We start from the raw sequence: 24,569 nt of genomic DNA, 5'->3' as shown, positions 1-24,569 counted from the left end.
CATCTAATAAGGCTCATTAGATGGAGCATTCGCTTTTTTATTTCGATTTATCGGGTACTTGGGTTTTTAATGTCACAAAGCAGTTTTTCTTATAGGCGATTGTTCGTATTTTTCCTTCTGGTTGCCATCAGTGTGATACCAGGCTTTTCTTACGCGAACTCTGAACATATTATACGGGTTGGCTACCCGTTAGGAAACATGCTCCCATATTCTCAAGCAGAGCAGAATCACGTCGAAGGCTTATTACCAAGTCTTTTTGAAAATATCGCAAAGGAAAGCGGTTACACCATAGAAAATAAAATCTATAACAGTATTGATGACGTTATAGCAGCATTTCATCTTGGTGAATTAGATGCTGTGATTGGTGTGTCTGATAATGCCCAACGTCAAAAGCAAATGTTATTGTCTGAGGTTATTTTATCCACTCGACGAGTTGCCATTGCGAATGGTGAAATACAAAATTACACGGATTTAAATAACAAAAAACTAGCGATCATTGCTGGTTCTTCAGACAACATGTTGATTGATACTAGTTTTAATCATGTTGAAAAACTGCCGCGACCCACTCCTAAACAAGCCATTGAAGCTATCTTCTCTAAGCAAGCTGATGCTCAAGTTGGTGATGGTTTACTTCTGTATTCAGCTTGGCGGCAAAGTGGTTATGATAAAAAGCTAAAATTGTCCTTAATGGATGATCTTCCCGTCAATAATCTGTATATCGGGGTTCAAAAAAATAACCCAGATCTGTTGAATAAACTGAATGTAGCCATTGATAACCTGCAAAAGAACACTGAGCGATCCAAAATATTAAACAAATGGCTAGATGAAACTCAGCTTCGTTTTTTATTGGTTCAGTCTTATGATCTTGCACTAACCGAGGTAGAGCAGCAATGGTTAGATGAAAGCCCAGTAATCAAAGTGGGGATTGAAAAAAGCTGGGGGCCCATAGAAAGTATTACACAAACAGGTGAATACATTGGTGTTGCTGCGGATGTGCTAAAAGAGATAGCACGTCTGACGGGTATCCATTTTGAATATGTTCAGCATTCATCTTATGAAGCAACTTACCAAGCTTTTATTCGTGGTGAGATTGATATGCTGTCGGCGATCTCGATTAATGAGCAGCGTCAAACCCAAATGAACTTTACTCAGCCATTTATGCAAGAACCTTGGGTGTTTTTAGGGCGTTCAGCGAACAGTGCTATGCACATAAAAGAGTTCATCGCGTTCTCAAATGTTAAATTTGGGGTTGTTGCTTCTACTTATGGTGAGTCTGAAGTGGCTTCAGTGTGCTCTCATTGTGAAGTTAAAAAATACTCTGATATTGATTCTGCTTTAAAGGCACTAGCTGATCGCGAAGTGGATGCGGTATCTGCTTCGTTATTAATTGCTTCACCTCATATACAAGAAGAGTATTTAGGGCAAATCAAAGTAATCAGTAATCTATCTTTTGCTCATGTCAGTTTTGCCGTAAATAAAGAACAGCAATTGTTGCTTAATGTTTTGAATAAAGCGTTAAGTTCTATCCCTCCTAGCCAGATGAGAGAAACAAAGCGGCGTTGGATCACCAGCTCTTACCATAATGGTGAATTAAGTTCCGATATGCTGTTGATTATTGTTTTGGGAGCCATTGTTGCTTCTATCATTCTTATTGCAGTTATTGCGTGGAACTGGCGACTGAAAAAAGAAATAGCACAGCGTATTAAGGTTGAAGCTGAATTGCATGAAGCTGAGCAGCATATGCAATATTTAGCTGATAACGTTAGTGGTGCAGTGATTCAGCATGCTCAATCAGATGAAGACTTAGATGAATTTAAGTTTACGTTTATCAGTGCTGGTATTTTCCAGTTGATAGGCATGAGAGCTGAATATCTAATGGAAGTGCCTAAATCTATTTTTGATGTTGTTGATAAAGCTGAAAAAGAACGAATCATGAAAGCAATGAACGTCGCTTTGAAAAAAGGGCGTTTGCATGAAGAGATCCGTATTAATTTCCAGGGTCGACCAAAATGGATCCAACTCCAAAGTAATATTACCAATAAAGGAGATGGTTTTTTCTATTGGAATAGTGTACTGACAGACATTACGCCATTGAAGGAAAATCAGGAAGAGCTTAATAGTGCCCATTTAAAAGCTGTGGCAGCGACTGAAGCGAAATCTCGTTTTTTAGCGAACATGAGTCACGAGATTCGTACACCAATAAGTGCGATTAAAGGTTTATTAGAGCTGATGGAGAGCTACCCGCTTTCTCATGATGTTCAGAAATTACATACGAGTTTGTCACAATCAACAAGAAATTTACTTCATATTGTTAATGATATTTTAGATTTCTCAAAAATCGAGGCGGGTAAACTTGGTATAGCGCTTAAAGAAACAGAGTTACAGGGGTTTATTGCGAAAATTGTTCAGCCTCAGGCCATTCATGCACACAGTAAAGGCTTATCGTTTGAAGTATGGTGTGATCCAGCCATAGCAAGCGTGGGTATCATTGACGAAACTCGATTAAGCCAAGTACTGAATAATCTCATTAACAATGCCATTAAATTTACTGATTTTGGCAAAATTGAGCTGAGAGTGGATTGTGTTCACACGAAACATAAACGACAAATGTTGTGTTTTTCTATTATTGATACGGGAATGGGCATTTCAGAAGATAAACTTGCTGAACTGTTTCAGCCGTTTGAGCAATTGGATCTCAGTACCAGCCGTAAGTTTGGAGGAACAGGTTTAGGCTTAGCGATCAGTCACCAACTTAGTAAGCTAATGGGCGGAAAAATTTCTTGTGTGAGCCAGTTAGGGCAGGGCAGTAGTTTCCGTGCATTGTTACCAGTAGATGTTCATACCGAAGCCTCTCTACCTTCTTTTGAAAATAAGTCGTGTTTGTTGATTGCTGAAAATATGCCACAGCAAGAAGAGCTAACAGCGTACCTTGAGATGTGGGGTATGAACCTTCATCACCGCAGTGTGAAAACCAAAGCCGAAATGGGTAAGTTAGCCGTTTCTTCTGAATGTCAGTATTTGGTGATTTTTCAAGAAGATTATCAGCGTTTAGGGGTTTCGGTGGAATGGTTAAAGCAAAAGCTACCAATGATCAAAGTCGTGCTACTGACAAAAGAGGCACAATTATCTCCAGAGCCTTATGATCAGCACTGGTGCATTTCTGTTAATCCGTTGCTACCACATCATTTAGATCATGCTTTATCTGAAAGTGTTGATTTGTTTGATCCTGTTGAGGAAGAAGTTGTTTCTTTACGAGAGCCTGTACAAGGACGAATACAAGCAGAAGTCGCAGGGCGTTTAATTTTGGTTGCGGAAGATCACCCCATTAATCAGCAGGTGATTGGTGCACAGCTAAGAAGGTTGGGCTTTCATGCCGATATTGTTGATAACGGAGCAGAAGCCTTACAGCGTTTAAAAGAAACGAAAGATTATCGATACGGCTTGCTACTGACTGATTGCCACATGCCAGAAATGGATGGCTATGAGCTGACAAGGCAAGTCAGAGAGCGAGAAATGGCAGAGGATCTGCCTCGTTTGCCTATCGTTGCGCTAACAGCGAATGCCATTGAGGGTGAAGATCAAAAATGTATTGAATTAGGCATGGATCATTTCTTAACCAAACCTGTTGAAATGGGCACATTGAATAAGTTGCTAACGGATTGGTTGCCAGACATAAATGGTCATACTCAGAAAGTAATTGAAACAAATAAAGAAGAAGCAGCATTGGTGCCGAGCGCTATACTTCCTTATGAACAAGAAACTAAAAGCCAAGGTATTTACGATTTCATTGATTACGATGAAGTCATGGATATGTTTGGCGATAAAGACGTGGTAGAGCATATGGTTCGTGAGTTTATTGTTAGCCACGATACTGGCTTTAAGACCTTGTTAACAGCGGTTGAGCATGAACAACATCGGGAAATTACGGATATCTCTCATCAAATGAAGGGAGCGGCAGCCATGATGACCTGTACTGTGTTAAGTTCACCGTTGAGTGAATTGGAATTGGCCGCACAAGTGAACGATAGTCATCGTTACGGGCCATTGATCCAGACTTTGAAAAATATCACCGAGCAATTAAATAAATTCGTTTAGTTAGTATGAGTAAAATATATAGCAACACAGTAGGAGTTGGCTGAATGAAAGTGCTTGTTGTAGAGGACCATCAGTTTCAAAGAGAAGTTCTCATTAAACAGTTGAGCTTATACCCCGATCTCGATATCGAAGGGGTTAGCAATGCATTTGATGCACTTGCCTTTATTTCAAACAATGCACCTGATTTGGTTATCTGTGATTTAAATATGCCTGAAATGGATGGCATTACGTTGCTACGAGCAATTTCTGAGCAAGACTTCCAAGGCCATATTGTTATCTCAAGCGCTGTTGAAGTTGGCGTTTTGAATTCAGTAAGCCATATGTGCATGGCTTATAAGCTGAACTTGTTGGGCTCTTTACCTAAGCCTGTACGTAAAAATCAATTAGACGAGCTGTTTGTTACGTTAAAACAAAGTAAACAAGAGAATAAGGTACGTAAAGAGCGAGAGTCACTTGTTTTTAGCGAGCAAGATCTTAAAAAGGCATTAGCAAACAATGAGTTTGTTCCTTTCTATCAACCATTAATCGATTTTTCAACGGGAGAATGGGTTGAAAGTGAAGCATTAGCGCGTTGGGATCACCCTGAGCATGGCATATTACCACCAGCTTTATTTATAGAGCCTCTTTCGAAATATGGTTTAATCACTGAGTTAAGTAAACAAATTTTGCTTCAAGTTGCGCAAGATTTGCCTACTCTTGGAATGCGCAAAGTTGCCGTAAATTTAACGGTGCAAGACTTAGCGGACCGCGGCTTTGTGGACTTTGTTTTAAGCCATAATATATCGCCTAACTTAGTTCGATTTGAGTTAACAGAATCTGAGTTAATAGACAGTTTTGGTTTGACTTTGGAATCGGCTTCTCGCTTGTGTATGAATGGCTTTAAGCTAGGTATTGATGATTTTGGAACGGGTTATTCCTCATTGGCCCAGTTGGATCACTTACCCTTTTCAGAGCTAAAGCTGGATATGAGCTTTATTCAATCAATTGAACACAGCCGATCGGCCAAGGCTATCGTAGAATCTAGCTTATTTTTAGCGAAAAAGTTGGACTTAATTACGGTGGCGGAAGGGATAGAAAATCAATATTTATGGCAAGAACTTAAAGCATTAGGAGCCGATTTGGCTCAAGGGTACTTTATTGCAAAACCGTTTTCTATTGATGACGTTGAAGATTGGTATCACGACTGGCAAAAGCGTTCTATTGAACTTAGTTCTCAGTAGGTAGGATGCATTCGTTTGCGTTAAATCTAATTCTGAAAGTGTTGGACAATTGTTAGAAATTGTATTATTTACCTTGGCGTTATGATGTTTTAGGTAAATAAATGATGATAGATTGTTCTCAGGTCGTTTCTATAGGGTCTTTGACTCATATGGTTTCCACCTTATCGAAGAAACAATACCAAGAAGAGTTCACCAAGCTGGGTGTTTCTTTAAAACCGGAACAAACTTATGTTCTCAGTATTGTTGTACAAGGTGGTGGCAGTGCCCCACAGTCTGATTTTAATCAAATGACGCCGATTATTGGTGATAAAAGCCAAATAAGCCGAATGATTCAGGATATGGTGGCAAAAGGGATTTTAAATCGGGAAGCGGATGTCAATGATCGACGCTTTACCGTGCTAAATCTGACAGAAAAAGGCTGGCAAGAGGCGAAGTTAGTACAGCAAGCACTAGAGAATCGATTAGCGGTGTGGCGCGCGAATTTTTCTGAGGAAGAGCTAGAAACACTGAGCCGATTATTGAATAAAGGCTTAACAATGCTTAAATCTGAACTGTCTGAAAAGTAGCTGCTTTTAACGATAGAAATCTATCACTCATGTTTTTAGCCACTTTTTAAATCCCTGCCTCTTTATCATTTCACTATCGAACAAAGTTCAATTGTTTGCCTATAAAAATATTCAATGTTTTTATTTTGTCTTAAGATGAAAAAACTAAAGGCCATGAACTGACCTTTAGTGATTAAGATATGGTTTTGAATGTGAATTAATCGCGTGTTGGATTAATGGTTAATGGGGTGAAAGTTGCGACCGCATTACCACCTGCTGCTGGGTGATCAACATACTCACTGTCTTGCATCAGGGTATAGAAAACATCAACGAAATCATCATCATTAGTTAGTGCGCCATCAGGAATTGCATCAATGATCTTTCCGGTTAGTTGCGGAATGATTAAATACGCTTGCACTTCAGGATCTGGGATGGCTTTCATTACTTCCGTTGCAACTTCAACAAGAAGCTTAGCAAGTTGTTTGTAATCAGTGCCGTCATCTTGCTCCATTAGGATCATGTCAGCAGCGCCCCAACGGTAACGTTTCCAGTGAATCACAACTTGGTTTGGGTAGTAGTCCTGCTTATCGTAATCCAGGTATGGCATGTCAATGATATCAACAATAGGCTCATCTCGGCTTGGGTTAACACCTGTTACAATGCTGTAAATTTCAGATTTACCAGAAATCCACGGTTCTTTATCATCGTTTAGACGAATTTTCTTTAAAACCGTTGTAGAAATTGGTTCTGCTTTTTCTGATGCACTTGCTACTTGAGCAGAGTAAGTCATCGCAGAGCGTGATAGCTGATTTGTTTCAACACTGTCTGTATTTTGCAGGCGTTGTATTTCTTCTCTCATAGCGGCAATACCGGCACGAAGTTCTTCGTGACTGTTGCTGTCTACGACAAGAACAGGTCTTTCGGGAATATCATAAACATCTAGCTGGTGTAATTGACCATTAATGTCGTACGCTTCGATGTAATTCCACGTGTTATCGTTGCCTTCTGGCTCAAATGCAAACAGTGGGCTTTGACCCGTTTGCCAGCGAGCAAGCATGGATGGATCCGCAAGGCGAAGCTCTAGTATTTCATTTGTATACTCTTCGATACCTTTCACTTTACGAATTTTAGTATCAGCCGATTGTAAACTGTGAGAAAACTGAGCAATAGGCTGTTTTTCAACTAATGAAGAGACTGAAACCGACAGTTGGTATTCATTAATTTCTGTTCGTAGTGTTGGTTCCATTTGAGCAAATTGCTGGCTTAACTCTAATGCAAGCTGGCGTTTCTGCTCAGCAATAACAGAACTTGTTGATTGCGCGTTTGCTGCCGTTTGAGTCGTTTGTTCTGATTCAGTTTGGCAGCCTGTTAATCCTAAAGATAGTAGCAAGGTAAGTGGGATTAGTTTGTTCATACCGTTCTCCTTATGATTGTGATGTGAACAGTGTGTCTTGAAAACTACCATCAAATAGAGCAATAAGTCTAATTTATAAAATCAAAGAAATGAATTTTTGTACAGAATGTCAAAGTTTTCATCAATGACTTAGCGAAAACGGGCTAATTGCTAGCCCGTTAGTTATATAAATGTTATTTATGATTCAGTTAGTTATAACGATTAGATATTAGCTGGTAGAGAATCGGTAGGTACGATAGCCACCAAGTAGATTTTTTGCTTTATAGCCGTTATTAACCAGCTGTCTATAGGCGACGTGACCACGTAATCCGACTTGGCAATAAATGATGATTTCTTTGTTTTTTGGTAACTCATTCATACGCTGGCGAAGTTGATCCACAGGGATGTTGACGGCCCCTTCAATATAGCCATTTTTTAGCTCTGCTGGGTTTCGCACATCTAATAAGACTTGATCATGGTTTAACTGGTGGATCTGATCATAATGGATCGAGGTAAGATCGCCTTTCATTATGTTGGTTGCGACAAAAGCCGCTTGGTTGATCACGTCTTTGGCGGATCCAAATGGTGGAGCATAACAAAGTTCGACATGCTGTAATTGTTCTACTGTCATCCCCGCACGTTGGGCTACAGAAATAATGTCTATGCGTTTGTCTACGCCATCTTTACCGACGGCTTGAGCACCTAATATCTTTCCTGTTTTAGGATCAAAAAGTAGCTTAAACGAGATGGTTTCAGCACCTGGGTAGTAGCCTGCATGGCTGGCGGTATGGGTATAGACTTTGTCAAAATCGATCCCAGCTTCGATTAGTGCTTTCTCATTTTTTCCTGTAGAGGCGACAGCAAGATCGAAAACTTTACAAATCGCCGTGCCTTGAGTTCCTTGATAAAGCTCTTGACGACCAAGCATGTTATTGGCGGCCATTCTTCCTTGGCGGTTGGCAGGGCCCGCTAGTGGCACGACACATGGTTTTTGGGTAAGGTAATCTTGTTCTTCAATGGCATCCCCTACGGCATAAATGTAAGGGTCGTTGGTTTGCATCATAGAGTTGGTACGAATCCCTCCTAAAGCGCCAATATCTAGCCCAGCTTCTTTGGCAAGTTTGGTCTCAGATTTTACACCAATAGCCATAATGAGAAGTTGGGTAGACAAGGTGTTGCCATCACTGAGAGTAAGCAAGAGTTGCTCTTCTGACGATGTTGTATTTTGGGGAATGTATTCCACACTTTCTAACGCTGTATTTAACTTTAGATCGATCCCTTTTTGTATAATTTCATGGTGAACAAAGCCTGCCATTTCTCGGTCAACGGAAGTCATCACTTGGTCAGCTTGTTCAAGTAATGTGGTGTGAATATCACGCTGATGGAAGGCCTCCATCATTTCCAGACCAATAAAGCCACCACCTACTACTGTCACGTGTTGAATGTTATTAGTATTGAGTTGGTTAAGAATTCTGTCCATATCTGGAATATTACGCAGAGTATGAGTGAGAGGGTTGTCAATACCTGGTATTTTAGGTGTTACGGGCGCGGCACCAGGGCTGAGTAATAAATAGTCGTAACTCTCAGAGTACTGCGAGCCATCGATTAGATTTTTCACCGTGACTGTTTTGGCTTCACGGTTGATGGCAATAATTTCATTCATGACCCTGACATCGACATTAAAGCGATTAAGGAAGCTCTCAGGAGTTTGTAATAGTAACTTGCTTCTGTCTTTAATGTCGCCACTGATATGGTAAGGCAAGCCACAGTTTGCAAACGATACGAACTCGCCACGCTCAAACATAATGATTTCGGCATCTTCACTGAGTCTTCGAGCACGTGCTGCCGCAGATGCCCCTCCGGCCACACCACCAATAATTACGATTTTTGTCATTTCAAATTCCTATTCAAACAGTTAGTTATATTTTATTGAATCCAGTGAGAGTTCAGTCTTGTTTGCGGGTCACATCATACCTTGTTGGTATTGTCTTTTATAATTTAAATAATGCTAAATTAGTATTGACTAAATGATATTTATTAGTCAATACTAAAGTAAAGATTGTTCAGAAAGGAATGATGATGTTCATGTATTGGGAACCTTTATTGGGCGGAGTACTTATTGGTTTGTCTGCCACCATTTTGATGCTAATGAATGGAAAAGTGGCGGGGATTAGTGGGGTTTTATCGGGGATATTGAAAGCACAAAAAGGCGATAGATCTTGGCGTATACTTTTTGTTTTAGGCGTTGTTGGCGGTGGCGTATTGGCTTCTTCTGCTGGTTTTTCATTCCCGGATAACTTCACTAGTGCCAATCTTGGTATTGTGATGCTCGCGGGATTATTAGTTGGAATTGGTACCAAGTTAGGTAATGGATGCACAAGTGGGCATGGTATCTGTGGTATTGGCCGAATGTCAGTACGTTCGTTAGTGGCCACGGTAGTATTTATGTCGGCGGCCGCGTTGGTGGTATTTGTTCGACTACATTGGTTGGCATAGGAAGGTCGGCATGTTCGAAAAAACAAGTTCGTTAATTGCGGGTTTACTGTTTGGCTTTGGCATGGTGCTATCTGGCATGGTTGATCCGGAAAAAGTCATTGGATTTTTAGATGTGACAGGCCAATGGGATATTAGCTTATTGTTTGTGATGGGGGGAGCGCTTGCGGTGTTTATGCCGAGTTATTTTTTGTTAATTAAGCCACGTAATCAGCCTATAGCAACACCTTCATTTTCTCTTTCAACCATCAAAAAAGTCGATGCTTCGTTGATTTCTGGCGCGGCCATTTTTGGTACGGGATGGGGAATATTAGGTATATGCCCTGGGCCAGCTTTAGCTTCCATAACGACGGGAGATGTGTCTATCGTCGTTTTTATTGCGAGTATGTTTATTGGGTTTGGTATTGTGAATTATGTCCGATCCTATCGGTTGTTTAATCCTGCTCCTCAATGATAATAAGCGGGTGTACCGTACGATACGTATTGTTTTGTTAAAGTTGGTCTGAAAGGTGAATCGAGCTATAGTGAAGTTTCTATTTCGGACAAGGCTTTATTATGAAACGTATACTGACCGCATCCATTTTACTGGTTTCAGGAGCAGCATTTGGCCAAAGCTGCCCGATTGATATTAAAAACGAAGTGCATTTAAAGGAAGGGACTGTATCGGTTTATCAACAACAAGAGCCAAAAGTGGTTATTGATGGCTCTAACCAAGTATTTATTAATGGAGAAAAGCTGGATCTGAACCAGATGCAGCAACAAGCATTAGAGGCCTATCACAAAGGGGTACAAGAGCACCTACCTCAACTGGTTGATCTTGCTAATGATGGCATCTCTATTGCCAGTGATATTACCAATGAAATTGCTTTAGGGTTTGAAAACCCTGAAGCGTTTGACGGTGTTAAAAAGCTAATTGATGATTTTAGTGCTACAGTAAATGATAAGTTTTATCAAGATGATACGTTTGTGATCCCAGCAGATGTATTGGATAAAGCGAGCTCAAGTTGGATGAGTGAATTTAATCAAGTCATTGAAAATATCAGCATGGAATCAATGGAAAGTGCATTCAGTGCTTTAGCAGAAGAAATGAAGCAAGAAGGCGGAATTAACTTTGCTGAATTGAAAAACAGAGTGATGGAAATGAAAGCGACTATTGAAGAAAAAGTCGCTGCTCGATCCAAAGAAGTGGAACAAAAAGCAACAAACTTGTGTGACTCTGTGCAGGACTTAGCAACAGAAGAGCAAAAGTTACAAGAGTTGATACCTCAATTAAAAGACTACCAAATATTTGAAATTTAAAAATATTTGCTAGGGAGAAAACGATGCGTTGGTTTGCTGGGTTTGTCGTACTTTGTTATTTGTACCTATCTACTGCAAATGCAGATGAATTACCCAGCAAGTTAACTGTCGCAAACTCGAAAGCATGGAAGCCATTTTCTTATCTTGATGGCAACGGTAACCCGAAAGGATTGCTCATTGATTATTGGAATGAGTTTAGTCGTGTGAATAATGTGGAAGTGGAATTCATTTTGGTTGATTGGAATGAATCACTCCAATTGGTTAAAGAGGGTAAAGCGGATGTCCATGCAGGGTTACTCTATTCTGAAGATCGCGATCAATACCTAGATTATTCTCGTTCCTTATTTGATATTCACGCCAATTTATACATTTCGACTTACATCGCAGGTAAACCCAGTGAATCCTATATGGATGGTTCGTTTAAAGTGGGTGTTGTTGAAGGGGGCTTTGAAGCCAGTTTTGTTAGGGAGCATTACCCAAATGCCACTTTAGAGCTGTTTGATAACAATGGAGTCATGATTGATTCAGTAATAAACGGCGACATTAATGTGTTTATTGCAGATACTCAGGTCGCCAATTTTTATTTGTACCTGAGAAAGGAATTTGAAAATTATATAGGCATTAAGCGATTATACAGTTTACCTTTGTATGTGGCGGTGCAAGAAGGGCAAGAGGCATTAGTCAGTTCAATTGACTCTGGACTCACGAAGATCTCATTGGATGAGGTTGATCGAATTATGCAGAAGTGGATCAGTACTGAAACCGTTTTTCCGAAATGGATCCTCCCCGTTAGCGCTTTTACATTTTCTCTTATGGTCATGATGTATGTTGTGAGCTTACGCCGGGCGGTGGTAAGCGCTACTCACGATTTACGAATTGCTAATGAGCGTTTAAGAATACAAGCCAACCAAGACGGATTAACAGAAATTTCTAACCACCGATACTTCTTTGAACAACTCGATATCGTTTGTAAAAATGCTTACCAAAAGAAACAATCTCTGTTTATTCTTATGGCAGATATTGATCATTTTAAACAGATTAATGATCAATATGGCCATCAAGTTGGCGATGATGTTATTTCTGCGGTTGCCCGTCGTTTATCAGCACCACTCGACTCCACTTGCTTAGTAGGACGCATTGGGGGGGAAGAGTTTGCTGTAGCTATGGTTGATATTACAGAAACAGAAGCCAAACGGTGGGCGGAGAAGTTACTGGAAAAAGTGTCGTTGAAGTCGATTCCTACCTGTGGTCATGATGTTCCTTGTACCGTGAGTATTGGTGCTGCGTTTTTTTATGGGGAGCAGCTATCCTTTGATCAGTTAACTACAACCAAATTAGTACACGAAGCAGACACTTTGCTGTATCGATCTAAGCGAAGTGGACGAAATCAGGTGTCTTTTTCGGTGATTCGCATGTAGAGACCGTGGTATTGAAGCGTAATGAGGCTAAAGTCGGTATAATCTAATCAATTATCAGTAATTAGCCGTAGTACTATGACTAAAGCAACACGTAAAAAGCAGTCGCCTGCATCTAGCCCTAAAAAGTCGGGTTTACATCCTCGAAATAAGCACAATCAGCGTTATGATTTCCCTGCATTAATGGCAACTTGCCCAGATCTTGATGAGTTTGTAACAGAGAACCAATATGGGGATTTATCGGTTAATTTTTCTGATCCTCAGGCGGTAAAAGCACTCAACAAAGCATTATTACAACATTTTTATCAGGTTGAGCATTGGACAATTCCTGATGGTTATTTATGTCCACCTATTCCGGGTCGAGCGGATTATATTCACCACATTGCTGACTTATTGGCGGTAAGTAATAATGGTGAGCAACCTAAAGGGAAAGCGGTAAGAGCGTTAGATATTGGTATGGGTGCAAACTGCGTTTACCCTATTGTTGGTCACCGTGAGTATGGTTGGCATTTCACGGGATCTGATGTCGATCCGATTTCAGTAAAAACCGCGAATTTTATTGTTTCAGCGAATCCGTCATTAAAAAAAGGCATTACCTGCCACTTACAGAAAAATCCTGACAACATCTTTGTCGGTATGTTTGGTGAAGATGATGTGTTTGATTTCACTATGTGTAATCCACCTTTCCACAAGTCATTGGCTGAAGCGAGTGCGGGAACTGAGCGAAAATTACGTAACTTAGCAGCGAACAAACAGAGTAAAGGTACGGAATCTTCTTATAAACCAAAAGAGAAGACATTGAATTTTGGTGGGCAGAATGCGGAGCTATGGTGCCCGGGTGGGGAGTTTGCTTTTGTGCGTAAAATGGCACAGCAAAGTACTCAATTTGCAGAGCAGTGCCTGTGGTTTACGACTTTAATCTCTAAAAAAGATAACTTGAAAGGGCTTTATAAAGAGCTAGAAAAACTGGGTGTTAAAGAAGTGAAAACAGTAGAAATGGCCCAAGGTCAGAAGATCAGTCGTTTTGTTGCTTGGACATTTTTAAGCAAAGATCAGCAGCAGCAGTGGGCACAAGAACGCTGGTAAATATCTTTTTATCTCATATTACAATAACTGACGGGCTTTTTAGGGCCCGTTAGTTTTATATGCTTACATTTGTTTTTTTACTCGATGTCTAAAAAAGGCTGTTTTTCGAATGGCTGCAACAATTTGTGGCAGTAACGATCCCACAATCATGATTAGCATTAAATTATATTGAAATAGGCTAAACTGCTCTCCAACCAGTACCGCTCCCATCAAAATCCCGGCAACAGGGTTTGCAATACCCGCAAAACTCATCTCAGTAATGGTAATTTTCTGTAATACCCAGAAGAACACGCCATAAGCCAAGGCGGTATTAAGAATCACGATCCAACCGATCCCAAGTAAGCTTTTTAGATCAACATTCAACATGCTTTGATAAGCCTCTGGGTTGAAATATGCCTGAATGAAAGCAATAGGTAGTAAGCATAAGCCTCCTAAGATCAGCTGCCAGACAAGAATCGTCCACCAATGAATAGAACCATACATTTTTTTGGCGAATGTACTTCCGGTCAACATACAGCTAATGGCAGCAAACAAAGCCAGTATCCCAATCGGATTGATACTGATCTGATTTGGGTTGAATAACAAAAGTGCAGCAATAATCATGATGATACTGGCAACCACCTGTACTTTGGATGGTGCTGTTTTGTAAGCGAAGAATGCCAATAACATCGCGAAAACAGGAATTGAGACCATACCAATTGCAGCTAAGGCTGAAGGTAAAGTTTGGGCCATCAAGAAAATTAAACAGAAAAATATTGCAATATTCACCGCTCCTAAAAAGAGCAATGGAAGCCACTGGCTTTGTTTCGGCCATGTTGGTTTTAAAGCCAGTAGGAGTAAGCCAGCAGGTAATGCACGTAGGCATGCTAAAGCCAGTGGTGGCCAATCTGGTAGTGTAAATTGAGCGACAGCATAAGTGGTGCCCCAGAAAAATGGCGCTATCATCGCAATAAGTAAGTTCATATAAAGTATCTCGATGTAAAGATAGTTCGAACTGTACAGAACAGGTAGCTTCTTGTAAAGTATCTTTATGTAAAGATAATATTGCTCGGTACAAAATGGACAATCAAACCACAGATGCACTCGATACAATTGTAGCTCAATGGAAACAAGAGAAGCCGCACTTGAATACTCAGCCAATGGAAATCTTAGGGCGCATGGCTCGCTTAGCAAAGCACTTAGAAACTGCCATTACGGCTTGTCATAAACAGTATGATCTTAAGCTAGGTGAGTTTGATGTGCTAGCAACGCTGCGTCGTGCAGGAGCTCCATATTCTTTAACCCCTTCTGAATTAATTGACTCTATGATGCTCAGCTCTGGTGCGATGACCAACCGATTAGATAAGCTTCAAACAAGAGAATTGATTATTCGTACTCACAGCGAAGAAGACAGAAGAAGTGTGACGGTTAGCCTTACTTCACAAGGAATAAAGCTCATTGATGAAGTCATGGAGCAACATGTTCAAGTTCAAGAAAAAGTGCTTGAAGGCTTTTCACAGCAGCAGCAAGCACAAATAAATCAATTGTTTAAAACGTGGCTTTCTAATTGGGAAGAGTAACTTCATGCTCTCGTGAACATAGACGTAAATGGTGAAATATACGGGCAGAACTATACTTTAGGGAACCGCCAAGAGGAGGGGAAACCGAATTATCTCTTGGCTATAATCTGAGTAGAACGTTCAAGGAGATAGCGATGACTATTTCAACCCGACTTAATGAATACTTGGAAGAAAACAATATTCACTACCAAACAGTACCTCATTTTCATAGTACAGGCTCTATTGGTAGTGCTGTTGCCTCTAGCGTGCCTGCGAAAAAAGTAGCTAAGGCCGTTGTGCTTTCTGATCGGCAAGGGCATAAAATGATGGCTGTGCTGCCTGCGGATAAAAAGATAAGTTTTTCAGTATTGAATGAAAAGTTTAATACTCGATACCAACTCCTTCATGAAGAAGACATTTACGACATGTTTGCCGATTGTGATGACGGTGCAGTGCCTGCTGCTGGTGGAGCGTATGAAATGGCAATGGTCTGCGAGCAGTTACTCGATATTTTGGATGAAGTTTATATTGAAGCGGGCGATCATGAAACGTTATTACGTTTAGACAGCCAAGCATTTAAAACCATAATGGCAGATGCAAAACACATCCGGTTTGGTAAGGAGATGTACCATTAAGCGGTTGTAACGATGACGGTATGTAGAATACTTATTTTAGTTTTGTGCGCGCTAATCACCAGCGCGTGCAGAATTAGTTATGGAACCTCTTCTGACTCAACGGCGTTATACGAGCTTGAGTTTATTACTCACTGGTCGGCAGCCAATTTCAGTACAAATTTTCCTACGAATCGACATTTCTCCGGCTTAATTGGGCTAACGCATAACAGCGATATTAAAATATTTGAAGTGGGGTCTCTGGCTTCTTCTGGTATCGTCAGCATGGCCGAGACAGGGTCAAAAAGCCTATTAAAAACAGAAATTGAAGATTTTCAAAATCGCGGTCAATCAGGATCGACGATTGATGGATTGGGAATACCTTCAACATCAAATTCTGTCTCTGTGATATTTGAGGTTTCTCGAGATCACCCTTTGGTTTCGGTTGTTAGCATGATCGCGCCAAGCCCGGACTGGTTTACAGGTATTAACAGCGTGCCTTTATACTCTGATGGTCAGTGGGTAGAGCAAATCGACATCAGTGTAATTGCTTACGATGCAGGCAGCGACAGTGGCGTTACCTTTAGCTCTAGTAATTTAGCCACCATTCCTCGTACTTCCATTACCAAGCTTTCATCATCTCGCACTGACACGGATTTCCAAAATGGCGTTCACTTTTCCAGTTTACTCTCTATTGGCCGTTTTACACTGACTAAAAAATAGGTTTAAGAAAGAACTCTGAGTGTTTGTAGGGTAGAATCGAAAACAAGGAAGAGCATGAGTCTATGACCTTCCTAGTTTTTTAAACTTAATTATCTAATATATATAAACAGCCCCAGCATCTTTAGCGCTATTATTGCTTTGATCCCCATTAATCCCAGTAGTATTGGAGCCTTCGCGACAAGCAGTAACAGCTAACGTTTTTCCATTAGAAGGCAGAGCTACTTGGCTGTCAAATAGATCGCCCGCATCGAGAGTAGAGGCTTTTATATAGCTGACCATTTTTGAAATTACATCTGATGATATGATTTTTTCAGCGGATAATTGTTTTTCATCTTCTTTAGAGGCAAGAATGAAATACTCATTAGTTATTGCACTTAATAAATCTTTTATTTCAATGGATACAGATGTTTTGTTGATGACTCGAGTAAGCTCTAGGCAGTTATCTGGTTGAGCAGTTTCTTTTTTGCATAGTTTGTATGTGATCCCATTGATTGAGCTATGGCTTGCAGCAGTTTCCCAAGATACTTTCAGTCTTTTTATATAGCTATCATCATTTTCAATACTAATTATATTAAAGCTAGATAAATATTTAGAGTTATCCGAGCTATTTGAATTATTGGCTGTATTTGAGCCACCATTGCAGCCAGTGAGCCCAGATAAAGAGAGGGGTGTGATAAGTAGTAGGGCTATACTAGGTCTCAATTTCATGAATGAAAACATTCCAAAATAGTTATGTTTTTTATGATGTTATGATTGTTTTAGTAAAATGCCATAACAACTTTTAGTTAACGTATTATACAGTAATAATTACTATTATCACTGATTGGTTGTAACTGTATTCTGTTTCAGAAATGAGAATAATTCTATCAAATTGATATTGACATATGTATTATTTATTATCTTTGGTGGATCTTGTATTTTAAGCGTGATTAGGATTTTATTGTGAGTGGTTGGCTTATAAATTGACCATTTTTGTATATTGATGTTGCTAGTGGAGGAGGTATTTATGGGTTATGGTTTAGTGCCATATCAGGTTGATTTAGAGTCTTTATGTTCAGTATTAGGAGCTAAAGACAGAAACTATATTAGTGGATTTTTACAATATAGATATAATGAATTACTAGAAGTTGATGAATTGGCAGAAGACCTTCTATCTGATAATGAAAAAAGAAGGCCTGCACTTGAAGTTGCTATTGATATGCTAACGAAGCCAAATTATAAAGATCCAAATGTTTTTATTCAGGGGCGTATTATAGAAGTAATGATATTAAGTTTTGGTAGTACAGAACGGTTAGATAATGCTGAGTGGTATCGGTGCAGCATTCCTGATTTTCTTTATTTTGATTCTGAGATATCCCAGTATAGTCTTGAATGTGAAAAAAAAGGAATATTTTCAGGCGTTGAGAGTCCTTTATTTTTAATAAAGCATGAATTTGCACAAAATGTCCTTGATAGGTTTATAGAAAAATATTCCCAAGATATCAATCATGAAGCTGTAGATGAATTTTCTAATTGGATAAAAAGTTCAATTGAGAAAAAATTAGATTTGGCAATATATTACTACTGATTAACATTATGATAAGAAAAATAAAAAGAAATATTTTTATTAAAAAAATAAAAAGTAAAATGATAATAAAGGGCTTAAAAAGTGAAATAATTACCTTAGAAAGTAGAAATAATGAAAAACTATTTATTAAAATAGATAAAGGGGAAGAACATTTAGCTACAATTGACTTATCGAGTTTTTTAAATAATTTAGACATTGACTCATATAGGAGCGTTGAGGTTGAATTCTTCAATCTTTTTGAGTGGTTAGTCAGTGTAAGTGATAGAGAAAAATCTATTCTTCCTATGTTAGTTCCTACTTCTTCTGTCGATGATGCACTGATGTCAGGAGATATGCAGTATTGGAGTATATTTACGGGGGATAGGAAGCTAAGAATTTTACCAGAGTCATCAAAAAATAAACCTGGTACAGGAGAATGTAAAAATTATGAGCCTATTATTTTCGAAAGGTTTACTGATTCATTATCAGTGATCTACTCTAGGTCAAGTGAAGAATCAACAGTGGAAAAAGATATAATATCCTCCTATGATTTAAGTTTAATGGGTATTAATAAAGATAAATTAGAAGCCCTAGCTTTGAATAATATTGTTAATTATTCTTTACGGGATGAACTATCGACTTACAATTTTGAAGTTGGTGTTGGTTTTGTATCAAATATGGAATTTGGAGCATCACTAATATTATGCCCTAATATTGTGTCATATATTAAAATGTGCCTTGGAAGCGAATTTGTTGTGTATATACCTTGCTATAATAAAATGCATTTTGTGAAGGATAATTGCGATGATATGTTTATGCAGTATGCTGCTGAACTTTATTTTGATGATAGTTCTCTCCCATTATCACCATGTTCTTTGAGTTATGAATCTGGTTACTGGTTTGATAATCCACCATTCATTGAATCTTGAATAAGCCAGTAGGGTGATGATGTTTTATGCTGTGGTTACTTCCGTTAAAATAATCGATTATGATCAAAAAGATCTCCGTCTTCCATGTGGGTAAAGTAAACATGAATATTAACCAACATCACAATAAATATCGCTGGATGGGTGAAGAGCGAGAAGGTCGCAGCCTTGAAACAATAGAAGATGTAAATAGTAAAAATGACAATGTTATGAATAAGGTGCTCGATCCGAAACACATTCAACGCATTTGCCCATATTTTGTTTATTATTATCATCGTTATTGGAGTGATGCATTAATTATGGAGTGGCCTAAAGCACATTGTCGTTGGTTGTTGACTACTGCGAGTGATTTGGCGGTGATGGATATGCGTATGCACCGGTTATATGGTCAAAGAATAGAAATGACCTTCTGGGGAAAGACAATTTCGTTGGTACCAGAAAAGTCAGGTTATAATGATGGCTTATATAATTGGCTTAATGCGGTATGCCTTGCAATTCTTAACCAAGATGACGATGGAGTTAATGAGCTGTGTTTATGGACGGCAGGTGACTTAGGTAAAGCAAAGCGATTGAAAAGCCCTCAGATCCCTCAGGCATTTTTTGAATTGTTTAAAGCTTACATACAAAATGAGTCTGATCCAGAAATTCAACGCCAGCTTATTAGCAATGTGCTCCCTTATTTGGCATCGGGTGTGATTGAAAAGTTGGAAAGTCACTTAGCAGAAGGCTGGAATAAATTTATGATTATTCCGCTTTTTAGCATGGTAGCCCAAGCTTGGGGGGCTGACTCTACTGATTGGGATACAACAGTGAAATCGGCAATGGAAGCTAATTACGATTATTTTTCATATTTAGCTCCTCAAGATGGCGATGAAAAGGGTAAAAATGCCGTTACTTTATGGGGAGCTTCAGCAATGATACATCATATGATCATGGCGTTCTCTGCGCTTCATTATCGCCGTACAGGAATTATGGTTACCTTTGAAAGTGATTACATTCCTGCCTGGGTAATAAAAGGAGAAGGGCCTTCTAACCATGAAATAGGGGATAACCCACCTATTTTTGAATTAGAAGCTGTGTTGTGAAAATAGCTTGGTATAACTTTGAGCGTTTAAATGTAGGTAAAATATTTAGAATATGTTACTCAAAGGGAATAAAAATGGAGCTATTGATTAGCTCCATGTAAATAGAAAAATAGCAGTCTACGGACAGCTGCTTGTTGACACTTGGTATGTCACGTTATGATCATTAAACAGGTAGTTTGCTCGCATGTAGTCAGTCACTTCCCTTTCACACCAGCTTAGTGCCATTGATTTAGAACTATAGCCATTACCAAATGCGCTCCAGCATTGCTGAAGGTCTTTCGTACGATCAGAAGCATCTGCCGCTTCTGACTTGATAATACGACATGATGAATAAGAGTTAGAACTTGAATTGTAGTTGTAACTGGAACTGTCTTCAGAATTACAACCAGCTAGAGCGAGTAAAGTAGCCGCGACAAAGATTTTTTTCATGTGATTCCCTTACTCTTGGCTACTGAATGTTTCGTTAAAAGTCACTTGGCTGTTGCATGGGACTTCAAAGTAATCATGCACCATTCCTTTTAATTGTATTTCTAGGCTTGTATAGCCTACACATTCGTAGGTAAGTCCAGACATCGGAGGTAAAGTGAACTCGTCGCCGTAGATATCAATTTTTACTTCAGTGTCAGCAATATTCTGGATTGAAAGTGCTTTTTCTTCGGTTATAGATGCACTAATACCATCAATCGGTGTGGCAATATTTTGGGCTTGGGCACATAAAGACACCAACCCTAGCATAAGGGCTGTACAACTTCTTTTCATGGGTGTTCCTTTAAACTGACGTGTAAGTGTTCTGTCTAGCGGCTATTTTTAGTCGCTTATTATCATTGATAAGGCTAACGCAAATCATTCGCGTGGATTATGCATAAGTGTTTGCAAAAATTATGGGATTAAGATCACATATAGTTGAGGTGGCTTTATAAAATGCGTTGGGTGTCGTAATATCCATCATCACATGTATAAATAGTCGCCAACGGACTTTTATATAACTCAATTGAAAGCTATCTATTCCAATACTTACTTCTCGATTCGGATATCACGTCATCTCGAATAGCACTGATGACTTCCCAAATTTGGTTAGCCAATATAGGATTGAGCTGAACGAATTTATGGCTTAATACTAAAAAATAGTCTTTGGTTATTATGGCGGGTTGTATCTGTTCCACATCATACAAATTGTGGCGATATAGGTACTCTTGAGCAATGGAGTTTTGGATTGCAATGGCGGCCACGCGTCGGGATCTTAACATATCAAATAACTGTGCTGTGGTTTTTACCTCATGCACACTGAGCTTTCTTTTCTTTAGTTCTTTAACTATGGAAAAACCGAGGTGGGCACCTACTTTTTGTTTAGTGTTGTATAAGTTAATTCCATCCCACTCTAGAGGTTCACTTTTCAGCTTGTAGAAATAGTAGCCTAAAGTGGCAATCCGTTTGCTGCTATCGGGCGCTTTTCCTTTCATTGGGTATTTCGCATATTGTGCTCGTTGGGTGTTGTACGAAAAAATAAATCCGCCGTCTACTTTTCCACTTTTTATTGCTTGTAAAACCCGTTTTCCGGGTAGACGAACATAGTTAACTTCAATCCCAATCTTGTAGGCTGCTGCGTTAATTACGTCTAGTGCTAAACCAGGTAGAGCGGGAATTTTGCTGCCATTACCAACTTGATATGGGTAAGATTCTACGTCGGCATAGGCGAGTGTAAGCGTAGCCGCGGTGATGGAACAAAAAGGAAAAAATGTTAGTGATATAAAAAGTAGGCACCAGTGTACATATCTTTTCATAAGCGCCCTCTATGTTTCTTTTAAGCATAGAGGGGGATAATGTCGTTTTCCCCTAAAATGAAAGACTTTGGTGTAATTCCCAGATTTTGTCTGGTTTTGTTGACTGCGATATCAAGCTTATTGGCTAAGTGAATTTTTGATAAAGTTTTCCAACAAAAAAGGCGCTGATTTGCGCCTTTTTTATGTCGATTTACTCGCTGTAATTTAGCGAATCAGAGCTTATTTTTTACGGCAGTATTCAGCAATAACATACATAGATTGGCCGCCATTTGCTTTACCTGAAACAAGCTTAGGATCGTTGCCAAGGCTGATGCCACGGATAACCGTGCCTTGTTTGATCACTTGGTTAGTGCCTTTAACAGGAAGGTCTTTAATCACGGTTACGTCGTCGCCTTTTTTCAGTTCAACGCCGTTTACGTCGCGAGGTTTTTCCTCGTCGTCGTCCATCCCGATTTCTGCCCATTTAGCAGTTTCTTCTTCCATGTACATCATGTCTAGCAGATCTTGCGCCCAGCCTTCAGCTGATAGGTGCTTAAGCTGACGCCATGCGACAACTTGTACTGCAGGAACCTGACTCCACATGCTGTCATTTAGACAACGCCAGTGGTTAACATCCATGCTATTTGGGTCTTCAATCTGGCTGCGGCATGTTTCACAAATCATCACACTTGTATCTACTGTGGTGTGGCTTTCTGGTGGCACAACAAAAGCAGCAAGAGTGGTGTCTGAAGAGCAAAGCTCACATTTTGAATCGCAGCGCTGTAATAAAGTTTGTTCGATTGACATAGCATTTAGCCTACATTTTTTTTAGTGGCGCTATTATGCCAATTTTTTCTAATAATAAAAGGAATGATAGAAGATAAAATGGAAATACACCTATTTTATGTATTGGTATTTTTAAAAATGTTAAAAAATATGCTATTGAATTTAAAGGAGAAATAGAATTGATTTTCAGTGGCTACCAATTAAGACGTTCTATGCCATACTTACTTTTGTGTAATGTTTGTTCAATGTGGAGCAGAGTATGTTTCTTAAAGAAGATCGTACCGGTGATTTGGTTGATGTTATTGATATGAGTTCTTTAACAAACCCATTCATGACAGATGTTTCGGTTCAGTTCCAATCTGGAGAGGACTTAGCCGATCCAGTGACAATTGATAAACAAAAGTTGATTTTTCCATCTGGCGAGCAATTGCCTGAGTGTTGGCTTAATGGCTACTATCGTCAAGAAAATAGGTAGTGATTATCTACCAAGTAGAATGAAAGTCATCGACTAGAAATACGAAATTTATTGCGTCGAAACTTAAAAAGGGCAACATTACGTTGCCCTTTTTAAGTGCGCCTACAATATAGAAGCAGCTCGTTAATGATGATCACCTCTGTGATGTTCTGCTTTACAACGATACATAGCTCGGTCTGCAAGCAGTAATAACTCCATTTCCGATGTGCCTGAGTTTGGCTTATATTCTGCTACACCAACGCTAAACTCTATTTTATAACCTCTGGATTTGATGGTGTTAAAGGCGCTGAGCATTCCTTCTAAACGCATGATGGCTTGTTGAGCCTGGGTTAAATCTGAATTCATGAATAAAACGACGAATTCATCGCCTCCTAACCTTGCGATAATGTCAGAGCTCCTGAATGTACTGAGTAGGGCATTAGAGAAAGTATGCAGCGCGCGATCACCTTCATTATGCCCGTATACATCATTGATTTGTTTGAAATAGTCCAGATCGAAAAACATGAGGGCTGAAGTTTGATTGGTTCTGTCGCACCAGTTTAAAGCGTGGCTAGCCATGGCTTCGAACCCACGTCGGTTAGAAAGCATGGTCAGTTCATCTAACGTTGCCAGTTGGAATGTTAGTAGTTCTTGCTCGGCCACTTGGCCTAAATCGAACAGCAAAGTGGAGTCTTCTTCACGGAAGTTTCGAGGTTGCGTGTCGATCACACATAATGTACCTAATCGGCTTCCATCAGGATGTTTTAATGGATAGCCCGCATAAAACTGAATGTTAGGCTGTGAGGCTACGATTGGGTTATCAAAAAAACGCTCATCTTTGGTGGCATCATTAACGATAAAGATGTCATCATTTAAGATAGCATGTCCGCAAAAAGAGACATCTCGCTCTGTCTCTGTCACATTGAGTCCCTGTATAGATTTAAACCATTGGCGTTCAGAGTCAACCAAGCTGATTACTGAAATTGGAACATCAAATAGACGTAATGCCATACGAGTTAATCGATCAAAACGTTCTTCTGGCATGGTGTCGAGTACATTCAGTGATCTGAGGGTTGAAATACGCTGCTGTTCGTTGTCTGGAATATCAGGCTTTCTCATCAGGGCACACTCAAACTTCTATAGATTAAAATAACTATAGCATCAGAAAAAATATTGGGCGGTTAGGAAGCCTGAATTTATGGGCCTTTTGCCTCCGCTTTTGCGATAGGGCAGTTGTGATCTAGGGCTCATTATTGATACTTAGTGGTTCAGTTATTGGTGTTGTAAATAATTGTTAGCAAAAACTAAGGTCAGTAAATACGTATTTAAGGGGAAGGGGTGCGCTAACTTATTGTTATGAATGTAGAGATTTTTGTATTCATATGTATTTCTCTTTATTCATTATTATAGTGTATTTATTTTTAATACTAACTTTGTTTCGTATTTCTGTTAATATTTATGGGTTGATTATTGTGATTTGTTTGTTGTTTCAAGGTTAATTAACCATAAATTAACATTATTGTGGTTAATTCTTCCTGCATAGAAACATTTTCTCACATTTTGGGGTTCCCATTGTGTTAACAATAGCGTAACC

The 24,569-nt window shown here is 39.4% G+C and carries 24 protein-coding genes; 15 read left to right on the top strand and 9 right to left on the bottom strand.

The window, feature by feature from the left end:
- Positions 1–69 precede the first annotated feature (69 nt).
- From MHO82_RS07375 to MHO82_RS07365, 3 genes are all read left to right on the top strand, one after another.
- Positions 70–4,095, top strand: coding sequence for a transporter substrate-binding domain-containing protein (locus MHO82_RS07375; RefSeq protein WP_239183228.1), 4,026 nt, complete (start codon positions 70–72; stop codon positions 4,093–4,095).
- 44 nt (positions 4,096–4,139) lie between these two features.
- The gene (locus MHO82_RS07370; protein WP_239183227.1) at positions 4,140–5,315 is read left to right on the top strand and encodes an EAL domain-containing response regulator; all 1,176 of its coding nucleotides are present in this window, start codon (positions 4,140–4,142) and stop codon (positions 5,313–5,315) included.
- Positions 5,316–5,416: 101 nt separating this feature from the next.
- Positions 5,417–5,881: a hypothetical protein gene (locus MHO82_RS07365; RefSeq protein WP_239183226.1), complete on the top strand. Its 465-nt coding sequence runs from the start codon at positions 5,417–5,419 to the stop codon at positions 5,879–5,881.
- 196 nt (positions 5,882–6,077) lie between these two features.
- Here the strand turns inward: MHO82_RS07365 and MHO82_RS07360 are convergent, their stop codons facing one another.
- Complete coding sequence (locus MHO82_RS07360; protein ID WP_239183225.1) at positions 6,078–7,274, bottom strand: DUF3103 domain-containing protein; 1,197 nt, start codon at positions 7,272–7,274, stop codon at positions 6,078–6,080.
- A 208-nt stretch (positions 7,275–7,482) separates the two neighbouring features.
- Positions 7,483–9,147, bottom strand: coding sequence for an FAD-dependent oxidoreductase (locus tag MHO82_RS07355; RefSeq protein WP_239183224.1), 1,665 nt, complete (start codon positions 9,145–9,147; stop codon positions 7,483–7,485).
- A 179-nt stretch (positions 9,148–9,326) separates the two neighbouring features.
- Here MHO82_RS07355 and MHO82_RS07350 point away from each other — a divergent pair, with 179 nt between their 5' ends.
- The 5 genes from MHO82_RS07350 to rlmF all read left to right on the top strand — a co-directional run bounded on the left by MHO82_RS07350 (position 9,327) and on the right by rlmF (position 13,546).
- Entirely contained in the window at positions 9,327–9,749 is a 423-nt protein-coding gene (locus tag MHO82_RS07350) for a YeeE/YedE thiosulfate transporter family protein (protein WP_239183223.1), read from the top strand.
- Positions 9,750–9,759: 10 nt separating this feature from the next.
- Entirely contained in the window at positions 9,760–10,200 is a 441-nt protein-coding gene (locus MHO82_RS07345) for a YeeE/YedE family protein (RefSeq protein ID WP_239183222.1), read from the top strand.
- A gap of 101 nt (positions 10,201–10,301) precedes the next feature.
- Positions 10,302–11,045, top strand: coding sequence for a YggN family protein (locus MHO82_RS07340; protein ID WP_239183221.1), 744 nt, complete (start codon positions 10,302–10,304; stop codon positions 11,043–11,045).
- Between the two features lie 23 nt (positions 11,046–11,068).
- Complete coding sequence (locus MHO82_RS07335; protein WP_239183220.1) at positions 11,069–12,463, top strand: sensor domain-containing diguanylate cyclase; 1,395 nt, start codon at positions 11,069–11,071, stop codon at positions 12,461–12,463.
- 75 nt (positions 12,464–12,538) lie between these two features.
- Complete coding sequence (rlmF, locus tag MHO82_RS07330) at positions 12,539–13,546, top strand: 23S rRNA (adenine(1618)-N(6))-methyltransferase RlmF (RefSeq protein WP_239183219.1); 1,008 nt, start codon at positions 12,539–12,541, stop codon at positions 13,544–13,546.
- Positions 13,547–13,609: 63 nt separating this feature from the next.
- On the opposite strand, the gene MHO82_RS07325 is transcribed toward rlmF, so the two are convergent.
- Positions 13,610–14,509, bottom strand: a complete 900-nt coding sequence (locus MHO82_RS07325; protein ID WP_239183218.1) for an EamA family transporter — start codon at positions 14,507–14,509, stop codon at positions 13,610–13,612.
- 95 nt (positions 14,510–14,604) lie between these two features.
- Between MHO82_RS07325 and MHO82_RS07320 the strand changes: the two genes are divergently transcribed.
- From MHO82_RS07320 to MHO82_RS07310, 3 genes are all read left to right on the top strand, one after another.
- Complete coding sequence (locus MHO82_RS07320; protein WP_239183217.1) at positions 14,605–15,105, top strand: MarR family transcriptional regulator; 501 nt, start codon at positions 14,605–14,607, stop codon at positions 15,103–15,105.
- Between the two features lie 134 nt (positions 15,106–15,239).
- On the top strand, positions 15,240–15,719 hold the full coding sequence (locus MHO82_RS07315; protein WP_239183216.1) for a YbaK/EbsC family protein: 480 nt from the start codon (positions 15,240–15,242) through the stop codon (positions 15,717–15,719).
- Positions 15,720–15,731: 12 nt separating this feature from the next.
- Positions 15,732–16,418, top strand: coding sequence for a spondin domain-containing protein (locus tag MHO82_RS07310; protein ID WP_239183215.1), 687 nt, complete (start codon positions 15,732–15,734; stop codon positions 16,416–16,418).
- A 93-nt stretch (positions 16,419–16,511) separates the two neighbouring features.
- Here the strand turns inward: MHO82_RS07310 and MHO82_RS07305 are convergent, their stop codons facing one another.
- Positions 16,512–17,126 (bottom strand): hypothetical protein, encoded by a 615-nt coding sequence (locus MHO82_RS07305; RefSeq protein WP_239183214.1) that lies wholly within the window; start codon positions 17,124–17,126, stop codon positions 16,512–16,514.
- A gap of 298 nt (positions 17,127–17,424) precedes the next feature.
- On the opposite strand from MHO82_RS07305, the gene MHO82_RS07300 reads away from it, so the two are divergent.
- The 3 genes from MHO82_RS07300 to MHO82_RS07290 are packed head-to-tail and all read left to right on the top strand — an operon-like array spanning position 17,425 to position 19,975.
- Positions 17,425–17,985: a hypothetical protein gene (locus MHO82_RS07300; protein WP_239183213.1), complete on the top strand. Its 561-nt coding sequence runs from the start codon at positions 17,425–17,427 to the stop codon at positions 17,983–17,985.
- A gap of 8 nt (positions 17,986–17,993) precedes the next feature.
- Positions 17,994–18,893: a hypothetical protein gene (locus tag MHO82_RS07295; protein ID WP_239183212.1), complete on the top strand. Its 900-nt coding sequence runs from the start codon at positions 17,994–17,996 to the stop codon at positions 18,891–18,893.
- Positions 18,894–18,952: 59 nt separating this feature from the next.
- Positions 18,953–19,975 (top strand): Imm49 family immunity protein, encoded by a 1,023-nt coding sequence (locus MHO82_RS07290; protein WP_239183211.1) that lies wholly within the window; start codon positions 18,953–18,955, stop codon positions 19,973–19,975.
- A 117-nt stretch (positions 19,976–20,092) separates the two neighbouring features.
- Here the strand turns inward: MHO82_RS07290 and MHO82_RS07285 are convergent, their stop codons facing one another.
- The 4 genes from MHO82_RS07285 to MHO82_RS07270 form a co-directional block, all read right to left on the bottom strand.
- Positions 20,093–20,404, bottom strand: a complete 312-nt coding sequence (locus MHO82_RS07285; protein WP_239183210.1) for a hypothetical protein — start codon at positions 20,402–20,404, stop codon at positions 20,093–20,095.
- A 9-nt stretch (positions 20,405–20,413) separates the two neighbouring features.
- Positions 20,414–20,734, bottom strand: a complete 321-nt coding sequence (locus tag MHO82_RS07280; protein ID WP_239183209.1) for a hypothetical protein — start codon at positions 20,732–20,734, stop codon at positions 20,414–20,416.
- Positions 20,735–20,973: 239 nt separating this feature from the next.
- A complete protein-coding gene (locus tag MHO82_RS07275; RefSeq protein ID WP_239183208.1) occupies positions 20,974–21,756 on the bottom strand; it encodes a transporter substrate-binding domain-containing protein in 783 nt (260 codons plus the stop codon).
- A 219-nt stretch (positions 21,757–21,975) separates the two neighbouring features.
- Complete coding sequence (locus tag MHO82_RS07270; protein ID WP_239183207.1) at positions 21,976–22,542, bottom strand: PhnA domain-containing protein; 567 nt, start codon at positions 22,540–22,542, stop codon at positions 21,976–21,978.
- A 238-nt stretch (positions 22,543–22,780) separates the two neighbouring features.
- Between MHO82_RS07270 and MHO82_RS07265 the strand changes: the two genes are divergently transcribed.
- Positions 22,781–22,996: an acetyltransferase gene (locus MHO82_RS07265; protein WP_239183206.1), complete on the top strand. Its 216-nt coding sequence runs from the start codon at positions 22,781–22,783 to the stop codon at positions 22,994–22,996.
- A gap of 123 nt (positions 22,997–23,119) precedes the next feature.
- On the opposite strand, the gene MHO82_RS07260 is transcribed toward MHO82_RS07265, so the two are convergent.
- Entirely contained in the window at positions 23,120–24,094 is a 975-nt protein-coding gene (locus MHO82_RS07260; RefSeq protein ID WP_239183205.1) for a sensor domain-containing diguanylate cyclase, read from the bottom strand.
- Positions 24,095–24,569 lie beyond the last annotated feature (475 nt).

The sequence above is a fragment of the Vibrio sp. Of7-15 genome (genome assembly GCF_022347565.1).
Classification (GTDB): domain Bacteria; phylum Pseudomonadota; class Gammaproteobacteria; order Enterobacterales; family Vibrionaceae; genus NORP241.
This window is presented reverse-complemented; position numbering and strand designations above follow the sequence as displayed.